We start from the raw sequence: 17,958 nt of genomic DNA, 5'->3' as shown, positions 1-17,958 counted from the left end.
ACGTATATAATAGTAGAGTTCATATGATTGGCGGGGAAAAAGGTGAAAGAGAATCTTACAATGTGGAAATCGATTATTCCTTTATTAGGATTAATCATAGCTGCGGCTTGTTCCATTTTTATATGGGATGCAGGAATGAATTTTCCTTTAATCATTGGGGTTATTTTAGCTTCTGTTGTTGCGGTTAGCTGCGGATGGAACTGGAATCAGGTGCAGCAGATGATGGTGAATGGAGTAACAAGGGCTCTGCCAGCTGTGTTTATTTTATTGGTCATCGGCACAATTATTGGATCCTGGATTGCAAGTGGAGTGATTCCGACTATGATTTATTACGGAATTTCTTTAATAAATCCGACCTGGTTTGTTCCGGTTGTTGCTCTCATTACGGGGATTGTTTCTATTACTCTGGGAACTTCGTTTACTTCGATCGCAACTGTTGGATTAGCATTTATGGCAATTGGTGAGGGGTTAGGATTTCCGCCGGCTCTAGTTGCAGGTGCCGTTATATCAGGTGCATATTTAGGGGATAAGCTTTCTCCTTTATCAGATACAACCAATGTTGCTGCGGCATTGGTTGATACAGATTTATTCAGTCATATTAAGCACATGCTTTGGGATACGATACCTGCATTTTTAATATCGCTTATTTTGTTTGGGGTATTGGGCAGTTTGGAGTCGGCGAACAGCACAAGCATGGGATCTGAAACCATCGATACAATCATGTCAGGTCTAGAGAATGCTTTTGTGATTCATCCATTATTATTGCTGCTGCCAATTATAACGATCGTTTTGATGCTAAAGCGTGTTCCGGCATTGCCGGCCTTAATGGGTGTCGGCTTATTAGGTGCAGTAATAGCTGTTGTGGTTCAAGGAACTTCAGTAAGTTCAATCGTTCAATTTATGACGAGCGGTTTTAAAATAACAACAGGTATCGGTGAGATTGATTCATTATTAAATCGCGGCGGACTATCTTCCATGCTTGGAACTGTTGGGATGCTAATGATTGCTACTGCTCTCGGGGGTATTCTAGAAGAAACGGGAACATTTGAAGTTTTAACAGGTAAGATGATGAAGAAAGTAAAGAGTGCTGGAGCGCTAATCAGTTCTACACTGTTATACACATTTATTGTTGCATTGGCAAGCGGTGCGCAGTTTTTAGCGATTATATTGCCCGCGAGAACTTTTGTTCAAAAGTATAAAGATATGAACATTGATACGAAAAATCTCTCGAGAACAGTAGAGTCAATGGGGACTGTCGGAATTAATCTTGTGCCTTGGAGTGTTCCTGCTGTATTTGCATCGGGCGTTTTAGGAGTTAGTGCGTGGGAGTTCATTCCATATGCGTTCTTTATTTATCTTGTTCCATTAGTTAACCTGCTTTTTGGTTTTACAGGATGGACAATTGCCAGAAAAGATTACACTAAAGAAGAAGAACTGGTGCATTCAGAAAGGGAAGTTGTCTAGTGAGTGAGGTACTTTTAAGTGTGGCTGGAACTGCACAAGATGGCGGTTTGCCACAAGCGAATTGTTTCTGTAAAAATTGTAAGAGGGCATTAAAAGACTCGAAGTTTAAAAGAACGGCTGCCTCCTTGGCTATTATTTTACCAGAGGAGAAAAAATGGCATCTGATTGAGGCTACTCCTGATCTGCGGGAACAAATGGCACGCTTGCAAATGAGATATGGGATGGAATCACAGCTGATGAGCAGTATTTTTCTATCCCATGCCCATATTGGTCACTATCCAGGCTTGATGTTCCTAGGAAAAGAAGCGATTAATTCCCGCCAATTGCCAGTAAGGGCAGGAACGAAAATGAAAGAGCTGCTTGAAAGTCATGCACCGTGGAGCCAGTTAACAACGCTTGAAAACATCGTTGTTCAAGAACTAAAAGACAGACAGCCTGTTCATGTTTCTTCAGAAGTGACGGTAACTCCAGTGCTTGTTCCGCATCGGAATGAGTTTTCTGAGACTTTTGCTTTTTGGATTATTGGTCCGAATAAAAAGGTCTTGTTTATTCCTGATATTGATCGCTGGAATGAATGGGATATTGATATTCATGAAGCAGCCAAAGAGGCGGATATTTGTTTTCTTGATGGTACGTTTTATTCTAAAGCGGAAATAGCAAACATTGGTCGCGATTATCGGCAGATCCCCCATCCGCTCATAACAGAGACGATGGAGCTGCTCGAAGATTTAGCTGGGGAAACGGACATTTATTTTACACATCTTAACCATTCAAACCCCGTATTAAATGAAGATGGTTTGCTAAGAAAGCAAATCGAAGCACAGGGATTTTTTATTGCGGACGAAGAGATGGAAATTAGGATTTAACAGCATGGAGATGTTCAATAATTTTCTGCAGCAAATATTGAAAAATTAGGGTATGTAACCACTGAATTTTAATATCACTACTAGTTAATCTAAGACCTGGAAGATTCCTTCCGGGTCTTTTCCATGAACACATACCTTGTTTTGTTTGGCTTTTCATTGTACTTTATATATTGATGCAAAAAAAATTAAGGTGTTCTATATATATTTTACTTTTATAGTCTTTATATTTTTTGAACGAAAGGATTTTTATGATGATAGATAATTTCTGGCGTGATCTGCCACGTCCATTTTTTATATTGGCACCAATGGAGGATGTAACAGATGTGGTGTTCCGCCATGTCGTGAGTGAAGCAGCCAGACCAGATGTATTCTTTACGGAGTTTGCCAATACGGAGAGTTATTGCCACCCAGAGGGGAACGCAAGTGTGCGCGGGCGTTTGACTTTTACAGAGGACGAGCAGCCGATTGTCGCTCATATTTGGGGAGATAAGCCTGAGTATTTTCGTCAGATGAGTATTGGGATGGCGAAGCAGGGGTTCAAGGGAATTGATATTAATATGGGCTGTCCTGTTCCGAATGTGGCTGAAAATGGGAAGGGGAGCGGTCTGATTTGCCGTCCTGAAGTTGCTGCGGATATTATTGAAGCCGCAAAAGCAGGGGGACTGCCTGTAAGTGTCAAAACAAGACTAGGCTTTACAGAGGTCGATGAATGGCGCGATTGGCTAAAACACATTCTGAAACAAGACATCGCGAATCTTTCCATCCACCTGCGTACAAGAGATGAAATGAGCAAAGTGCCTGCCCATTGGGAACTGATTCCCGAGATTAAAAAACTTCGTGACGAAATCGCTCCTGACACACTTTTAACAATCAATGGAGATATCCTTGACCGACAAATGGGCATGGAACTTGTTGAGCAATATGGTGTCGATGGAGTGATGATCGGACGGGGTATTTTCAGCAATCCTTTTGCTTTTGAAAAAGAGAAAAGAGAGCATAGCAGCAAGGAATTGCTTGATCTGTTAAGATTGCATCTGGATCTTCATGATAAACATTCGGCAGAAGAACAGCGTCCATACAAGCCTCTTCCTCGCTTTTTTAAGATATATGTAAAAGGATTCAGAGGGGCAAGTGAGCTGCGGAATCAGCTGATGAGTACGAAGTCAACGGATGAAGTGCGTGCTTTGTTGGATGAGTTTGAGGTGAAGAATGCTGATGAGGAAATAAATTAATTATAACACCAACGTAAAACAGTAAATCCCTCTTGCCATATTGGTTGGAGGGATTTTTTTATTCTAATTCTTCAGGTTGCATCCAGCAGTAATAACCCCCACACCCCCGCATATATATTAATGGGTTACCCCCTAAACTCCAAAAGCAGGTGAGAACATGGAGAAACCACCGGAAAACAATAATAGAGAAGAGCAAAATAAGAAAAATGAACAGCTGGATCAATATCGAATTAAAAATGCAGACAATCCGATTACAACAAATGAAGGTTTAAAGGTTGCCAATAATGAAAATACCTTAAAAGCGGGAGATCGCGGTCCTGTGCTAATGGAGGATTTTCATTTTTTCCAAAAGCAAATGCATTTTGATACGGAACGAATTCCGGAGAGAGTCGTACATGCTAGAGGATTTGGTGTACATGGTGAATTTGAAGCGTATAAATCGATGAAAAAGTATACTAGAGCTGGATTCCTGCAGGAGGAAGGACTGAAGACGCCTGTGTTTGTGCGGTTTTCTACTGTGCAGGGCGGCAAAGGGTCTATGGATACTGCACGGGATATACGCGGGTTTGCTGTGAAATTTTATACAGATGAAGGAAATTATGATTTGCTGGGCCTGCAGTTTCCGATTTTTGTGATACATGATGCGTTTAAGTTTGTGGATTCACAGCATGCTCTGAAACCAGAACCGCATAATGATATGCCGACCGCTTCTGCGGCACATGATAACTTCTGGGATTTTGTCGCCAATAATCAGGAATCGGCCCATTTTGTGATGTGGGCGATGTCTGATCGGGCAGTCCCTAGAAGCTATCGGATGATGGAAGGGTTTGGGATTAATATTTTCCGTTTTGTGAATGAAGAGGGGAAGTCGCACTTTGTCCGCTTTCATTGGAAGCCTATGCTTGGTGTGCACTCGCTCCTTAATGAAGAGTCCCTGATTATTGGCGGAGTAGATCCAGATTATCATAGACGCGATCTAAGTGAAGCGATTGAGCGTGGTGCTTATCCTGTCTATGAACTCGGTGTGCAGATGATTGCTGAGGAAGATGAGTTTAAGTTTGATTTCGATGTCATTGATCCTACCAAGGTTTGGCCAGAGGAGATCATTCCTGTTGAAAAAATCGGGAAGATGACCTTGAATCGAAATGTTGATAACTTTTTCGCCGAAACAGAACAGGTTGCTTTTGATGTGACGAATCTAGTTCCTGGCATCAATTTTAGCAATGATCCTATTTTGCAGGGAAGAACCTTTACTTATAAAATAACCCAGCAGCACAGACTTGGCGGATCGAATTATCCTGATCTGCCAATCAATAAATCGATCTGTCCGTTTCATAACAATCAGCGAGACAGTTTCAACAGATATCGTATTGATGTCGATCAAGTAAACTATTTTAGAAACTCTATCGCCAATAACACGCCTGGGCCAACTCCGCCAGAGGAAGGCGGGTTTGTTCATTACCCGGAACAGGTTGAAGGGAAAAAGGTCAAAGCGAGCAGTGAGTCTTTCAAGGACTTCTTCTCTCATGCACGACTATTCTGGAATAGCATGTCAAGCGTTGAAAAGCAGCATATGATAGAGGCATTCAGTTTTGAGCTTGCGAAAGTGAAGGATGAGTCTGTTCGCCAGCAGGTTGTTGATATGTATGTGAACGTCGATAAGGAAATGGCGACAAAGATTGCCGAAAATATTGGCGCAAATCCTCCAGAGGGAGAGAATGTTCCGGTTACCTTGGCTTCGCCTGCACTTAGCCAGGAGAATACACCGCATTATCCTTATACATTAAAAGTGGGTGTCATCATTGCCAATGGCTTTGACGGGGAAGAAGTAAAAAATACGCTTGAAACACTTAATCAAAATGGAGTTTTCGTTGTTTTGATTAGTGAAAAGCTTGGCACAGTTACAGGAGCCGATGGTACAGTCCTGAAAGTGGATCAAATCTTTGTTTCTACTCATCATACGCTATATGACGCTCTGTATATAGTTGGCGGGGAAAGTTCTAATCAAACATCCTTTGATATTAATACTTTAGATTTTATAAACGGAATATACAAATATTATAAGCCGATTGGTGTGGCGACAACGGGCCAGTCCTATATTCAGCCTACTGATTACAATAATTTAGATGGTGTCGTGTTTGCTGCAGAAAATCAAGATTTTGATGAGGAGTTTGTTTCTGCAATTACGGTTCGGCGTTTTTGGGATCGAAGGTAGAGATCTATTATTAAAGCATACGAAATTGTTTGGGAAATATCATACTGTTATACTGTACTTACAAATACATTAGACTAGAAGATCACCTAATGGTGATCTTTTTACTGCTTACAATTAAGATGAGGTGATTAAAATGAAAAAAGTAATAACGTTATTCTTTTTCTTTAGTCTTTTAGTCATTAACTCTTTTCCTTCATTCGTAAGTGCTTGTTCATGCGCGGAATTACCAAGTGTTAAGGAAGAAATAGAACGTTCAGACGCAGTATTCAGTGGAACGGTTTTGGATATAAGAGAAAAGCGAAATTCATCAAAGTCCGTTCTATTTGAAGTAAGGAACATTTGGAAGGGTGCAGATGAATCGCAGATTATTATTACTACAGGGCAAGGTGGGGGCGATTGCGGATTTAATTTTTTGAGGGAACAGAATACTTGGTATATGCTAGTGAATCCACTACATTCGGTGAAAAAAATCTAGCAAGTAGCATTTGTGATCGCACCAATGAAGTGACTTCTCTGCAAGAGGATATAGCCATACTGGGTGATGGGCAGCCTCCGACGAAAGAAGTCGATTTAACAAGAGAACATGAAGGAAGTAATCTCTATATATGGGTTACAGTAGCTGCAGTAATGGGAATCATGGCAATTGTGATCTTAGTTATAAAAAAACAAAGGAAAAGATAGATAACTGATCAGCTAAAATGGAGAATAATTTGACTAAATTCAGGAGGTGTAATTTATGCAATCTAACAGTGCGGTATCGATTTGGTTCGGTGTCTCTAATTCCCTCCATGACCTTGAAGAATATGTTGAAGTGACATATACGGAAGATGGAGATTCAATTGATTCCAGCTTTGGCACAAGTTTTGGATTTGGTTACTTTGATGAAGATAAAATTGAAATTCATTTCTTTGAGGAACCGTTAAGTGATCTGGACGAAATACTAAAAGACTTTTCGTATAGTGAAAGCTTTATTCCAAGCTTAAAATCAGTAATACAGAGTGATCATTTAGCTCATAAAATTAACTCTGTAATATTATTATATGATCTTGAGGATGATATTTTGAGCAGTGAAGATACAACAGGAAATATAGAGATGAAATACATTGCTACAGTGCCGTACATAGAAGATTAGTTTTCTAAATTTTGATGTGGTGTAATCTTAAGAGGCTGTATTTTAAGATTGCTCCACGTTTTCTATTTGAATAATCTGTACTAGTTTAGTTTTGTGATTTTATATAACAGTTTTTTCTTCAATTGTTAAATAACCTCACAACTTAAAAAAAGTGTTGAAAAGAAAACGTTTCAACAGATAAATTAAACTTTTATTGTGAATAACTGAACATAATACAGTTGTATAAAATTTATGAAACAGAGTAATTTTGAGGAAATAAAAGAATTTGGAATAAAAAGAGTTATTATAAAGGATGATTAACGCTTACATGAGTGAAAATCGACTTTGAGGATTTCAGTTTTCTCCTTTAGAATAGGGTTACGAACAAAAGGAGGCTATAAAATGAAAACATTATTTAAAATGTTATCAGATTATGGGAAGTTTAACTATGAGCAAATCAAGGAAAGCATTCCAGAGCCAAACGAAGAATCCCGTTATGTTGTTTATTACGGATCACTAATGGAACCATCCACAACTACTAAGACAAAGACAAATAAAATAAAGCAGTATCCTAAATTTGAAAAGCCGATTACGCTGTAATCGGCTTTTTTTTGCAGTTTCGGTACGCTTGTGAAACAAGAAAATTCGGGGCGTCACTGTGACTGCTTAGAACTCAAACTCATCCGCCCAGCTATCAGTTTTCGGAAATGTTCTTCATTGATTATTTTAATCGGAAGACCTTCTGCTTGGAGTGCAGCCGCCTTTTTTTCCTTCGAGCTCACGCCAGCACTGCCAACCAATGCTTTATCCTGTGTGCCGACAACAAGGTAGCTTGTCTGTTTGGTTACGCCGCTTTTAAGCAATCCGCCATGATCCACAACCTGCTGCATGGCTTCCGCACGATCCATTCCAGCTAATTCACCTGTAAATACAATATGTTTTCCGTAAAGCGGATGCTGTTCATCAAACTCTGTTTTGCTTGTTGTGATAGATGAAATCGCTGGAGCACTGGCAAACCGTTTCTTTGCTGGTGCGGCCGTTTTTTTACCAAAAGTAGTTTGGTGCTTTAATTCTGAAAAAGCCTTTAATGCAACAGAACGATAGGTGCTTAAAAATGTTTCCAGTGATTTTCGTCTTTTTGCTTTGACACAGTTGATGACAAGCTGTGCACATGTAATTGCATCAGATAAAGCATGATGATGCTGATCTAATTGGACGCCAAAACGTTCAGCTCGGTCCTTGAGAGAGCCGCTGACTCTTTCACGGCCAAGTGCACATGAGCTGATGGGAATACTGCATGCATAAGTGAATTCAGGGATATCCAGTTTATATGTGAGCAAGCAGTTTTTCAGCACACTCATATCAAACTGAGCATTATGAGCAATTATGAGATGCTCTCCTTGAAAATATTGCTGAATCTCCTTCCACACTTCATCAAATGTAGGTGCATTTCTAACATCATCTTCAGTAATTCCATGCACCCGCACCATCCCAGGATCCATGAACAATGTTGGAGGCTGAATAAGATAATATTTTTCTTCTATAATTGAGTTGTTTTCAACAAATGCCATTCCGATTGAACAGGCGCTGTCCAGACGGTTATTGGCAATTTCAAAGTCAATCGCAATAAAATCCATCGTTTTTCTCCCTTCATACAGAGATTGTTTATTCATAGTTTAATAGAAAAAGCAGGGAAAATCCAAGTGGAGGGTTTTACCTGTGAAACAAGAAAATTCGGGGCGTCACTGTGACCGTGTCCAAATTGTGAACCAAAAACCAATAAAATAAAATATTGTGAAGTTCTTCACACAATAAAATCTAGTAATCTTGTATAATAAAACTATAAACAATATACCTAAAGAAGAAACCTATCGCATGTATATGTGAAATATTGAGCAAACTTAGGAGGTTATAAAATGAAAAAACAATTAGTTATGATCGGGAACGGCATGGCGGGCGTGAGAGCAATCGAAGAAATTCTTAAATTAAATAAAGAAGAATTTGAGATAACGATCTTTGGAAAAGAGCCATATCCTAACTATAACCGCATCCAATTATCACATGTGCTGCAGGGTGATACAACAGTGGCAGAGATCATTATGAATGATTGGGATTGGTATAAGGAGAATCATATTCAGCTATTTACAAACGAAAGCATTGTGAAAATTAATCCTGAAAACAAAACAGTGGAGAGCAGCAATGGGCGTATCACTGCATATGACAAGTTAATTATAGCGACAGGCTCCAGTCCGTTTATTCTCCCAGTCAAGGGTGCTGACAAACAGGGTGTAACGGGTTTTCGTGATATACAGGATTGTGAAGTAATGATCAAGACGGCAGAGTCTTATAAAAAAGCGGTTGTCATTGGCGGAGGTCTGCTAGGACTTGAAGCAGCACGCGGTCTAATTGATCTTGGCATGACGGTTGATGTGGTTCACTTAATGCCGCATCTAATGGAAAGGCAGCTTGATCCAACAGCATCACAAATGCTGCAGAGAGAACTTGAAAGCCAGGGAATGAACTTCCTGATGGAAAAACAGACAGAAGAAATTCTCGGGGAAGAGCGGGTAACAGGCATTCGTTTTACAGATGGAAGCGAAACGGCTGCTGATTTAGTTGTTATGGCTGTTGGAATTAAACCGAATATTGAGCTTGCAGCAGCATGCGGCCTGGAGGTAAATCGCGGAATTGTCGTCAATGATTATATTGAAACAAGCATTCCTGATATTTATGCAGTCGGCGAGTGTGCGGAGCACCGGGAAGTCACATATGGTCTTGTAGCTCCATTATATGAGCAGGCAAAAGTGCTTGCAGAAACAATCGTTGGCAAACGCGAAAGTACTTATGAAGGTTCCATTACGGGCACACAATTAAAGGTCTCTGGTGTGGACTTATATTCTGCCGGAGAAATAATGGATGACCCATCTGTAAAAGCGATCAAAGTTCACAATGAATTTGATGGCATTTATAAGAAAATTCTTGTCCGTGACAATAAAATTGCCGGAATTGTTCTTTATGGTAATACAAAGGACAGCAGCAAGCTATTCCGGATGATGATGGCAAAGGAAGAAATTACCGACCTTACAGACATCTCTTTACTGCAGAAAGCAGGAGAGGAAGGAGCCGAGGATATCGGTTCGATCCCAGCTGATGAAGTGGTTTGCGGCTGTAATGGTGTGACAAAAGGGACCATCGTTGAAGCCATCCAAACACAAGGATTAACAACATTAAATCAGGTTTCCGGCTGCACAAATGCCGGCAGATCTTGCGGACGATGTAAACCGCTTGTGAATGATATTCTGATGCATACTCTTGGCGACAGCTTTGATGCTTCTCTTGCAAAAGATTCGCTTTGCGGCTGTACTGCACTCAGCCGGGATGAAGTCGTAGAAGAAATTCGCACAAAAGGCTTAACAGCAGTAAAAGAAGTGATGAACGTTCTTGAATGGAAGCAGGAGGAAGGCTGCAGCAAATGCCGCCCAGCGATCAATTACTTCCTGGGCATGGTTCATATGGATACTTATCAGGATGACCGCGATTCACGACTTGTAAATGAAAAAATGCATGCAAACATTCAAAAGGATGGCACATACTCTGTTGTACCACGGATGTATGGCGGCGTGACAAATGCAAAAGATTTAATGAAAATTGCCCAAATCGCTGAAAAATATAATGTGCCGCTTGTGAAGTTAACAGGAGGACAGAGAATCGGCCTGTTTGGCGTAAAACGTGAGGACCTGACAGCTGTATGGCAGGAGCTTGATATGCCATCTGGATATGCGTACGGAAAAACATTAAGAACAGTTAAAACCTGTGTTGGCTCCCAATTCTGCCGCTTTGGCACACAGGATTCCATGTCACTCGGAATGGAGCTTGAGAAGAAATTTGAACGGCTTGATACACCTCATAAAGTGAAGATGGGCGTATCTGCCTGCCCGAGAAACTGTGCAGAATCAGGCATTAAAGACTTAGGATATGTAGGAATTGACGGCGGCTGGGAGATCTATGTCGGCGGAAACGGCGGTACAGATCTGCGTGCAGGCGATCTAGCGTGGACCGTCACAACAGAAGCAGAGGTAATGGAATACTCCAGCGCATTTCTGCAGTATTACCGTGAAACAGCAAACTATCTGGAACGGACTTCCACATGGCTTGAAAGACTTGGCTTAGATCATGTAAAAGCTCACTTGGCTGATAAAAACATACGAGAAAAGCTGAATGATCGTCTTGACCAAACATTACAGCGCTACAATGAGCCGTGGAAGCAAGCGATAGAAGATCAAAAAGTAAATGAAAAATATTACTCTACTAAAGAAGTAGAACTAGTTTAAGGAGGCTGATCAAATGAGAAGAATTGAAGTTTATCCATATTCTAAGTTATACGAACAAATGGGGCAGCCCGTAACGGTTGGCGATTCCAATATCGCATTATTCAAACTTTCAAATGGAGAAGTGCATGCAATAGAAAATAGGAGCCCACATCCAAAAGGCGGTATTTTATCTGAGGGGCTTGTGAGCGGGCATTATGTTTTCTGTCCTCTCTATGATTGGAAAATCTCGCTGCTGGACGGACTTGTGCAAAGTCCAGATACCGGAAGCGTAAAAAAGTATGAAGTAGAAGTCGAGGATAATAAGGTTTATATTTTGCTGGATTAACGGAAAGGGTGAAGCATGATGAACAAAGGGAAGGTATTTTTAGTCGGAGCAGGACCAGGGGATCTGAAACTCATTACAGTAAAAGGGATGGAAGCCATCACCAAGGCTGATGTCATTCTCTATGATCGATTGCTGAACCCGCAGCTATTAATGCAAGCAAAGGAAAATTGTGAATTCATTTATAGCGGCAAGCTGCCGGATCGCCATATTTTACGGCAAGAAACCATCAATCGTTTGCTGATTGAAAAAGCACTGGAAGGAAAAATTGTCGTCCGCTTAAAAGGAGGAGATCCTTCCGTTTTTGGCCGGGTTGGTGAAGAAGCAGAAGAACTTGCTCTAAATGAAATTGAATACGAAATTGTGCCGGGAATCACTTCCGGCATTGCAGCAGCTGCCTATGCCGGCATTCCTGTAACACATCGGAACTATGCCGGATCATTTGCAGTTGTGACAGCCCATGATCAATCAGCTGACGGCAAGCCAAGCATCAATTGGGCTGGCCTGGCACAGGGGGTGGATACGATCGCCTTTTATATGGGCATTAAAAACCTTCCTTTCATTTGCGAAAATTTAACAGTAAACGGGAAGTCGCCTGATACACCTGTTATCTTGATTCAGTGGGGCACATATGGAAGACAAAAGACGCTAAAAGGCACACTTGCGACCATTGCAGAGCTTGCAAAAGAACAGCAATTCTTAAATCCAGCGATAACACTAGTTGGTGAGATTGTGAAACTACGAGAAAAATTGAACTGGTTTGAAAAGAAACCGATGCACGGAAGACAGATTCTGCTTGCCCGCTCAGGGGTGACAGAAAGCCGAATTGCTAATAAGCTTCGCGATCTTGGTGCCGATGTAATTGAATTTCCAAAAATGAAAGCAAAAAAAGAAAGAGCGGAACTGCCAAATCTCAGCAAGTACAGTAACATTTTGTTTACCTCTCCAGAAAGTGTGGATGATTTCTTTGCCCTTTTAAAAGAGGAAAAACTGGACATTCGCTCTATCCCAAGGAATGTATATGGAACCTCAAGCAAGTCGATCGCAAAGCTTGCGCAGTTCGGAATTATGGCATCAAATATGCCTGAAGATATAAATCAAAATCAACTGTTAGTCATTGGCGAGAAAAACATAGAGCCGGTATATGAAAATGCACATTACATTTATACACATGAAATGATCATAGACGAGAGCTATTTCCCGATATATAACCGCCTGTTTGAGGACGCAGCGATAGAAAGTGTCATCATCCCGAGCAGCACGGCATTTACAACAATGATGACGGCGGCGAAGAAAATGAACATGGATCCAGTCTCCTTTTTAAAAGAGAAAATGCTATACTGTATGGGAAAAAAGAGCAGCAATGCTACTTCGAAATTAACGAATGAACAAATTACAATTCCCGAAAAGCCGACAGCTGATGAGCTGCTGCACATGATGATTTCTCAGGGCGAGGAGCTGACACGATGAAAGCAGTGTTATATATCGGGCATGGCAGCCGAAACTCACAAAGTAATGACAAGTTTCATGCCTTTATTCAGGATGTCAAACCGCATATTAATGCAGCCATACAGGAGGTCGGATTTCTTGAAAATGCATCACCCTCCATTTCAGAAGCAGTTGCAGCATGTGTTGAAAAAGGTGCTTCAGAGATTATGGTCATGCCTGTTTTACTTTTAGCTGGTATTCACGGTAAAGAGGATATTCCTGAAGAGATCGAAAAAATGAAGGAATGCTACCCACATATGTTATTTCAGTATGGAAGAGAACTGGGAGCTGATCCTCTCGCTGCCCAAATTTTGGCCGAGCGTGTGCAGGAAAAGCATTTTAGTGAAGATAACAGCAAAAAAGCGTTACTGCTGATCGGACATGGAAGCAGGGTAAAGGAAAGCGAAAGGCAACTATCAGAGCTTAGTAATCTATTGAAAGCAGAATTAAATAGCCAGCATGTTTTTCCCTGTTTTCTAAAAGAAAGCAGTCCAGGCTACAAGGAAGAACTGCAGAATGCTGTGGATTCAGGGTATGAAACGATATACACAATTCCACATCTGCTTTTTACCGGTATTTTCATAAAAAGAATTAAGGAAATAGCAGATGGCACTTCTGCTAAAGTCATCCACTGCGACCCGCTTGGGTTTCATCCAAGACTGGCAGAACTGCTTGTAAAAAGAACGAAAGGGGAGTTTGAGAGCTGATGCTGTATCCCATGATGATGAACTTAAAAGGAAAGAGTGCTGTAATCATTGGCGGAGGAGCCATTGCTGAACGGAAAGCGGCAGGACTCATTGAGGCAGGAGCAGCAGTGACAATCATTAGCCCTCAAGTGACAGCTGGTTTGTGTAAATTAATCTCCGAGGAAAAATGCACCTGGAAAGAAAAATGCTTTGAAAACAAAGATGCAGCAGGTTTTTTCATAATCATTGCCGCTACAGACAATCTATTGGTGAATCGAGAGGTGAAACAGGCCGCATCTGACAATCAGCTTGTGTTAATGATAGACGATCCCCATTTGTCTGATTTCCAAGTCCCTGCAATGGTTAGACGCGGAAAATTGACATTAACAGTTTCGACAGATGGAGCAAGTCCCAAGCTCGCAAAAAAGATAAAAAAACAGCTATCCCAAACGTATGATGAAAGATATGTAAACTATCTCGAGTTTCTGCAGCAGTCAAGGCGATTTATTCTAGAGAATGTTCGAGACCCAGCATGGAAAAGCAGCTTGCTGGAGCAGATTATCAGTGATGAATTTTTGCATGAAACCGACAGAAAGGCTGCATTTCAAAAACTATATGAGAGCTATTTAACGGGCATGGGGCAATCCAGAACACTATGAGGAAGGTTATAACTATGCATATGTTGTCAAGTATAAAAAGAATAAAGAATAAATCCGACAAAAAACGTTTCTGATCCATCGGGTATCCGATTTTAATCGTTTTTATAATAAAGATAGGAAGGGGGAGAAGATATGCTGAAAAGAATGAATGAGGCTTTGGATTATATAGAAGTTCACTTGAATGATGAGATTGATTACAACGAAGTGGAAAAAATAACAGGAACCTCCATTTATCATTTTCGAAGAATGTTTTCTTTTCTAGCTGGCATGTCATTAGGAGAGTATGTCCGTAACCGCAAGCTTTCTAACGCTACTTTTGATCTGCAGAATGAAGGTAAAAGTGTCACAGAAACTGCCTTCAAATACGGATATGAATCTGTGGATGGATTTTCACGTGCATTCAGGGAATGGTCGGGAATCAATCCCTCAGAAGTTAAGAAGACAAACACGCTTAAAGCATTTCCTAAGCTCTCCTTCCAACTAACGATTCAGGGAGGAAACAATATGGATTATCGAATACAGCAAAAAGAAGCTTTTAAGATTGTTGGCGTTAAAAAGAGAGTTCCGATTAAATTCCAAGGAGAAAATCAGGAAATCATAAAATTAGCACAAAGCATTACACCTCAGCAAAGAGAACAAATGCGGAACTTGGCAAACCTTGAGCCGCATCAAGTCGTAAATGCCTCCTATCATTTTGATGTTGAGCGCATGGAGGAAAAGGGAAGCCTTGATCATATGATTGGTGTATTAACAGACAGCCAATCGGATTTTGATGAGTTAGATGTAATTGAGGTGCCAAAACTAAATTGGGCTATATTTTCATCAAAAGGTGAGTTCCCAAAATCTATGCAAGAAACCTGGGGGAAAATAGCGGCAGAATGGCTTCCGTCTTCAGATTACGAATTAGTAGAAGCACCTGAGATCTCTTTTACAGGTGACTTATCGGATCGAAGCAATGTTTATAGTGAAATTTGGATTGCTGTGAAGAAGAGAGTAAGTATCTGATGCGAGAACAGGTTAGGTGGAGGAAACTGGTGCAAATCATTCCTCCAGACCGGAAAACGAGCGACTGGCGTAAGAAAAAATGCACGCACCCTTCCCGGCAGCTCTAAGTATGAAGGCTAAAGGGAAGGAAATCCCAACTTAAATTAAAAGATGCATTATATAAAAGAAGCAGGAGCCGCATAGGTCTTGCTTCTTTTAGCATAACCGCATAATTATAAACACCAACATAAAAAAATCCCATATTAATAGTAAATGATCAAAAGAAAATCAACGTTAATTAACAAATATTTATTGAAAATCGATACCCTTTTCTTATGCGCTCTATCAAGCATTAAAACTGCTGAATTATTTAATTAACAATCATGTTTTTTCAAAAACAGCTGTACATTCGTTAGGCATGATTAAACACTGTGCAGGTTCTATTATCATAATTTATGTAATCGGAATGCTCTTTCTTGTAATGCAAAATGCACTGCATCCAGGTGTGGCATTAATAGGTCTAGCCATTCTCTTTTTAACAATAGTAATTCTCCTTTTTTCAGCTGTTCTTCAGGATCTTTTAAAAAAAGTAATGAGCTTTAAATCGGAAAATGAGTTGTTCATTTGATAAAGATTGGTCGAGTTTGCTTGAATATTCATAAAGGATGCTTTTTTTTCGCTAAATAAATAACACAAGATAAACATACATCCGCTTCGAAAACTTCCCATCACTGGCCTTCTCATAAGTGCCCCTTTTAATTCCCACAACGAAAACAGCTAGCAAAACGAAATAAAAATGTGTAAAGTAAAAAGAGAATGAAGATGAGAAAGGATAATTCAATGAGCAAAAAAATGACTTCAGAGAAGAAAAGTAATTTAGTTAAGAAAATTTTAAGGGGATTAGCTGTTATTATCGGGGGCTTTATAACGGCATACGGATTAGAGGCCATTTTGATACCAAACTCTGTGTCTGACGGCGGGATTACAGGTCTTAGTATCGTTGGATCACAGCTGATCGGCATTCCCTTGGGCGTTTTAATTGCCGTGTTAAATATTCCATTTGTCTTTCTGGGCTACAAACAAATCGGCAAAAGCTTTGCCATTTATTCTGTTATTGGGATTGCTTCATTGGCAGTCAGTACCGTTCTAATGCATCATATTACACCGATCATTGAAGGAGATACACTGCTTGTAACGGTAATTGGCGGTATTGTGATTGGTTTTGGGATGGGACTGGCTTTAAGAAATGGGGGAGCATTGGATGGCATTGATATGCTGGCTGTTTTGCTGTCCAGGAAATTGCCGTTTGGTACAAGTGACCTTATTTTATTCTTAAATATGTTTGTTTTTATTGTTGTTTCATTCGTCTTTGGCCTTCAAGGTGCTTTCCTTTCCGCCATCGCTTATTACATAGCTTCTAAAGTTATTCACGCTGTTGAAGAAGGATTAAGCGGTTCAAAAACGTATAAAATTCTTACAAGTAAACCGGAAATTATGGTTGAAACGATTCGCGACCGTTTAGGCCGCAGTTCTACTTACAATGAAGTGCAGGGCGGTTATACAAATGAAAAATTTAAAGAAATTACGTGTATTGTGAACCGCTTAGAAGATAGTAAAATGAAAGAAATCATCAATGAAATCGATCCAAATTCTTTCGTAGCTGTATACGATGTGGCCGAAGTAAAGGGCGGTAACTTTAAAAAACGTGATATTCATTAATGTCCTTAGCTGATACATCATTGCAGCATAAATTGAGGCTGAATCCTATTTGGATTCGGTCTTTTTTAGAAGATGCGTGTAGAGGACTAAATGTAGTTTATGAAAAAACTGGATGAGGAGGCGTATCGTGTGGAATTATTATTGATTAGGCATGGCCAATCAGAAGCAGATATACTTGATGTTCACGAAGGAAGAGCAGATTTCTCTTTAACTGAAATAGGGGAAGAACAAGCACGAAAAATGGCTCAGTTTGTGAAAGAACATTATAAACCGGAGATCATTCTTGCCAGTCCATTGAAGAGAGCGAAAAAAACTGCTGGTATTCTGCAAGAGGCAATCAGATGTGAATTAATTGAAGAGGAGGATCTAATGGAGCTTCATAATGGAGTGTTAGCAGGACTCCCTAGAAAAGAAGCAATGATCAAATATCCTTTGCCAAAAGGCGGTCGTCCTCTTCATGTGCCGATTCCGGAAGGAGAATCGGAATTGGACTTCCGTTTAAGAGTCGAAAGGATATTTCATAAGATCATTCATGATTATAAGCAATACGGAAGGATCGCTGTCGTATCACATGGAGGCTTTATTTCTAATTTCTTCAAGGCGTTTTTAAATCTGCCAATTAATAGTGAGGCTATATTTTATACCGGTGATACAGGCATGCACCTTGTAGAGATCAGCGAAAGAGGAAGAATCATTAAGTTTCTTAATAAGCAGGATCATCTAGTATAATTAAGTGAATTGGGGTAAAGCATTGACACTTTGCTCACTGACTGCAATGTAATGGTGCGAGACTCCTGCTAAGGAGGGTAGGGAGATGGACCAAATTAGGCCCCTCTCCCGTACGCCGGAAAGCGAGTACCAATGCAGTGGAAATCACTTAT

General features: G+C 40.4%; 17 protein-coding genes. 16 read left to right on the top strand and 1 reads right to left on the bottom strand.

Going from position 1 to position 17,958, the window contains the following annotated elements; translation table 11 throughout:
• Positions 1-42: 42 nt before the first annotated feature.
• The 7 genes from nhaC to A6754_RS18845 all read left to right on the top strand — a co-directional run bounded on the left by nhaC (position 43) and on the right by A6754_RS18845 (position 7,488).
• Complete coding sequence (gene nhaC, locus A6754_RS18880; RefSeq protein ID WP_066449498.1) at positions 43-1,464, top strand: Na+/H+ antiporter NhaC; 1,422 nt, start codon at positions 43-45, stop codon at positions 1,462-1,464.
• Positions 1,464-2,330, top strand: a complete 867-nt coding sequence (locus A6754_RS18875) for an MBL fold metallo-hydrolase (RefSeq protein WP_066449495.1) — start codon at positions 1,464-1,466, stop codon at positions 2,328-2,330. Before nhaC ends, A6754_RS18875 begins: the two co-directional genes overlap by 1 nt.
• 251 nt (positions 2,331-2,581) lie before the next feature.
• Entirely contained in the window at positions 2,582-3,562 is a 981-nt protein-coding gene (locus tag A6754_RS18870) for a tRNA dihydrouridine synthase (protein WP_066449493.1), read from the top strand.
• A 157-nt stretch (positions 3,563-3,719) separates the two neighbouring features.
• On the top strand, positions 3,720-5,777 hold the full coding sequence (locus A6754_RS18865; protein ID WP_066449490.1) for a catalase: 2,058 nt from the start codon (positions 3,720-3,722) through the stop codon (positions 5,775-5,777).
• A gap of 429 nt (positions 5,778-6,206) precedes the next feature.
• On the top strand, positions 6,207-6,458 hold the full coding sequence (locus A6754_RS18855; protein ID WP_066449481.1) for a hypothetical protein: 252 nt from the start codon (positions 6,207-6,209) through the stop codon (positions 6,456-6,458).
• A gap of 55 nt (positions 6,459-6,513) precedes the next feature.
• The gene (locus tag A6754_RS18850; protein ID WP_066449478.1) at positions 6,514-6,909 is read left to right on the top strand and encodes an immunity 22 family protein; all 396 of its coding nucleotides are present in this window, start codon (positions 6,514-6,516) and stop codon (positions 6,907-6,909) included.
• A 381-nt stretch (positions 6,910-7,290) separates the two neighbouring features.
• Positions 7,291-7,488 (top strand): hypothetical protein, encoded by a 198-nt coding sequence (locus A6754_RS18845; protein ID WP_066449475.1) that lies wholly within the window; start codon positions 7,291-7,293, stop codon positions 7,486-7,488.
• A 53-nt stretch (positions 7,489-7,541) separates the two neighbouring features.
• Here A6754_RS18845 and A6754_RS18840 read toward each other — a convergent pair whose 3' ends face one another.
• Entirely contained in the window at positions 7,542-8,525 is a 984-nt protein-coding gene (locus tag A6754_RS18840; protein ID WP_066449471.1) for an exonuclease domain-containing protein, read from the bottom strand.
• A gap of 279 nt (positions 8,526-8,804) precedes the next feature.
• Here A6754_RS18840 and nirB point away from each other — a divergent pair, with 279 nt between their 5' ends.
• The 9 genes from nirB (at position 8,805) to A6754_RS18795 (ending at position 17,806) form a co-directional block, all read left to right on the top strand.
• Positions 8,805-11,219: a nitrite reductase large subunit NirB gene (nirB, locus tag A6754_RS18835; RefSeq protein WP_066449468.1), complete on the top strand. Its 2,415-nt coding sequence runs from the start codon at positions 8,805-8,807 to the stop codon at positions 11,217-11,219.
• Positions 11,220-11,232: 13 nt separating this feature from the next.
• Positions 11,233-11,544, top strand: a complete 312-nt coding sequence (gene nirD / locus A6754_RS18830; protein ID WP_066449462.1) for a nitrite reductase small subunit NirD — start codon at positions 11,233-11,235, stop codon at positions 11,542-11,544.
• An 18-nt stretch (positions 11,545-11,562) separates the two neighbouring features.
• The gene (gene cobA / locus A6754_RS18825; RefSeq protein WP_066449459.1) at positions 11,563-13,011 is read left to right on the top strand and encodes a uroporphyrinogen-III C-methyltransferase; all 1,449 of its coding nucleotides are present in this window, start codon (positions 11,563-11,565) and stop codon (positions 13,009-13,011) included.
• Complete coding sequence (locus A6754_RS18820) at positions 13,008-13,736, top strand: sirohydrochlorin chelatase (RefSeq protein ID WP_066449455.1); 729 nt, start codon at positions 13,008-13,010, stop codon at positions 13,734-13,736. The genes cobA and A6754_RS18820 overlap by 4 nt, the downstream gene beginning before the upstream one ends.
• The gene (locus A6754_RS18815; RefSeq protein WP_066449452.1) at positions 13,736-14,374 is read left to right on the top strand and encodes an NAD(P)-binding protein; all 639 of its coding nucleotides are present in this window, start codon (positions 13,736-13,738) and stop codon (positions 14,372-14,374) included. Before A6754_RS18820 ends, A6754_RS18815 begins: the two co-directional genes overlap by 1 nt.
• Before the next feature lie 132 nt (positions 14,375-14,506).
• Positions 14,507-15,379 (top strand): AraC family transcriptional regulator, encoded by an 873-nt coding sequence (locus A6754_RS18810; protein WP_066449450.1) that lies wholly within the window; start codon positions 14,507-14,509, stop codon positions 15,377-15,379.
• Between the two features lie 301 nt (positions 15,380-15,680).
• Positions 15,681-15,986 (top strand): DUF2975 domain-containing protein, encoded by a 306-nt coding sequence (locus A6754_RS23410; protein ID WP_082851746.1) that lies wholly within the window; start codon positions 15,681-15,683, stop codon positions 15,984-15,986.
• Positions 15,987-16,180: 194 nt separating this feature from the next.
• Positions 16,181-17,077, top strand: a complete 897-nt coding sequence (locus tag A6754_RS18800; RefSeq protein ID WP_066449446.1) for a YitT family protein — start codon at positions 16,181-16,183, stop codon at positions 17,075-17,077.
• Positions 17,078-17,206: 129 nt separating this feature from the next.
• Complete coding sequence (locus A6754_RS18795; RefSeq protein WP_066449444.1) at positions 17,207-17,806, top strand: histidine phosphatase family protein; 600 nt, start codon at positions 17,207-17,209, stop codon at positions 17,804-17,806.
• The last annotated feature ends 152 nt before the right edge of the window (positions 17,807-17,958 follow it).

The sequence above is a fragment of the Cytobacillus gottheilii genome (assembly GCF_001636345.1).
Classification (GTDB): domain Bacteria; phylum Bacillota; class Bacilli; order Bacillales; family Cytobacillaceae; genus Cytobacillus; species Cytobacillus gottheilii.
Note: the sequence above shows the minus strand (reverse complement) of the source record. Positions and strands in the feature narration are given on the sequence as shown.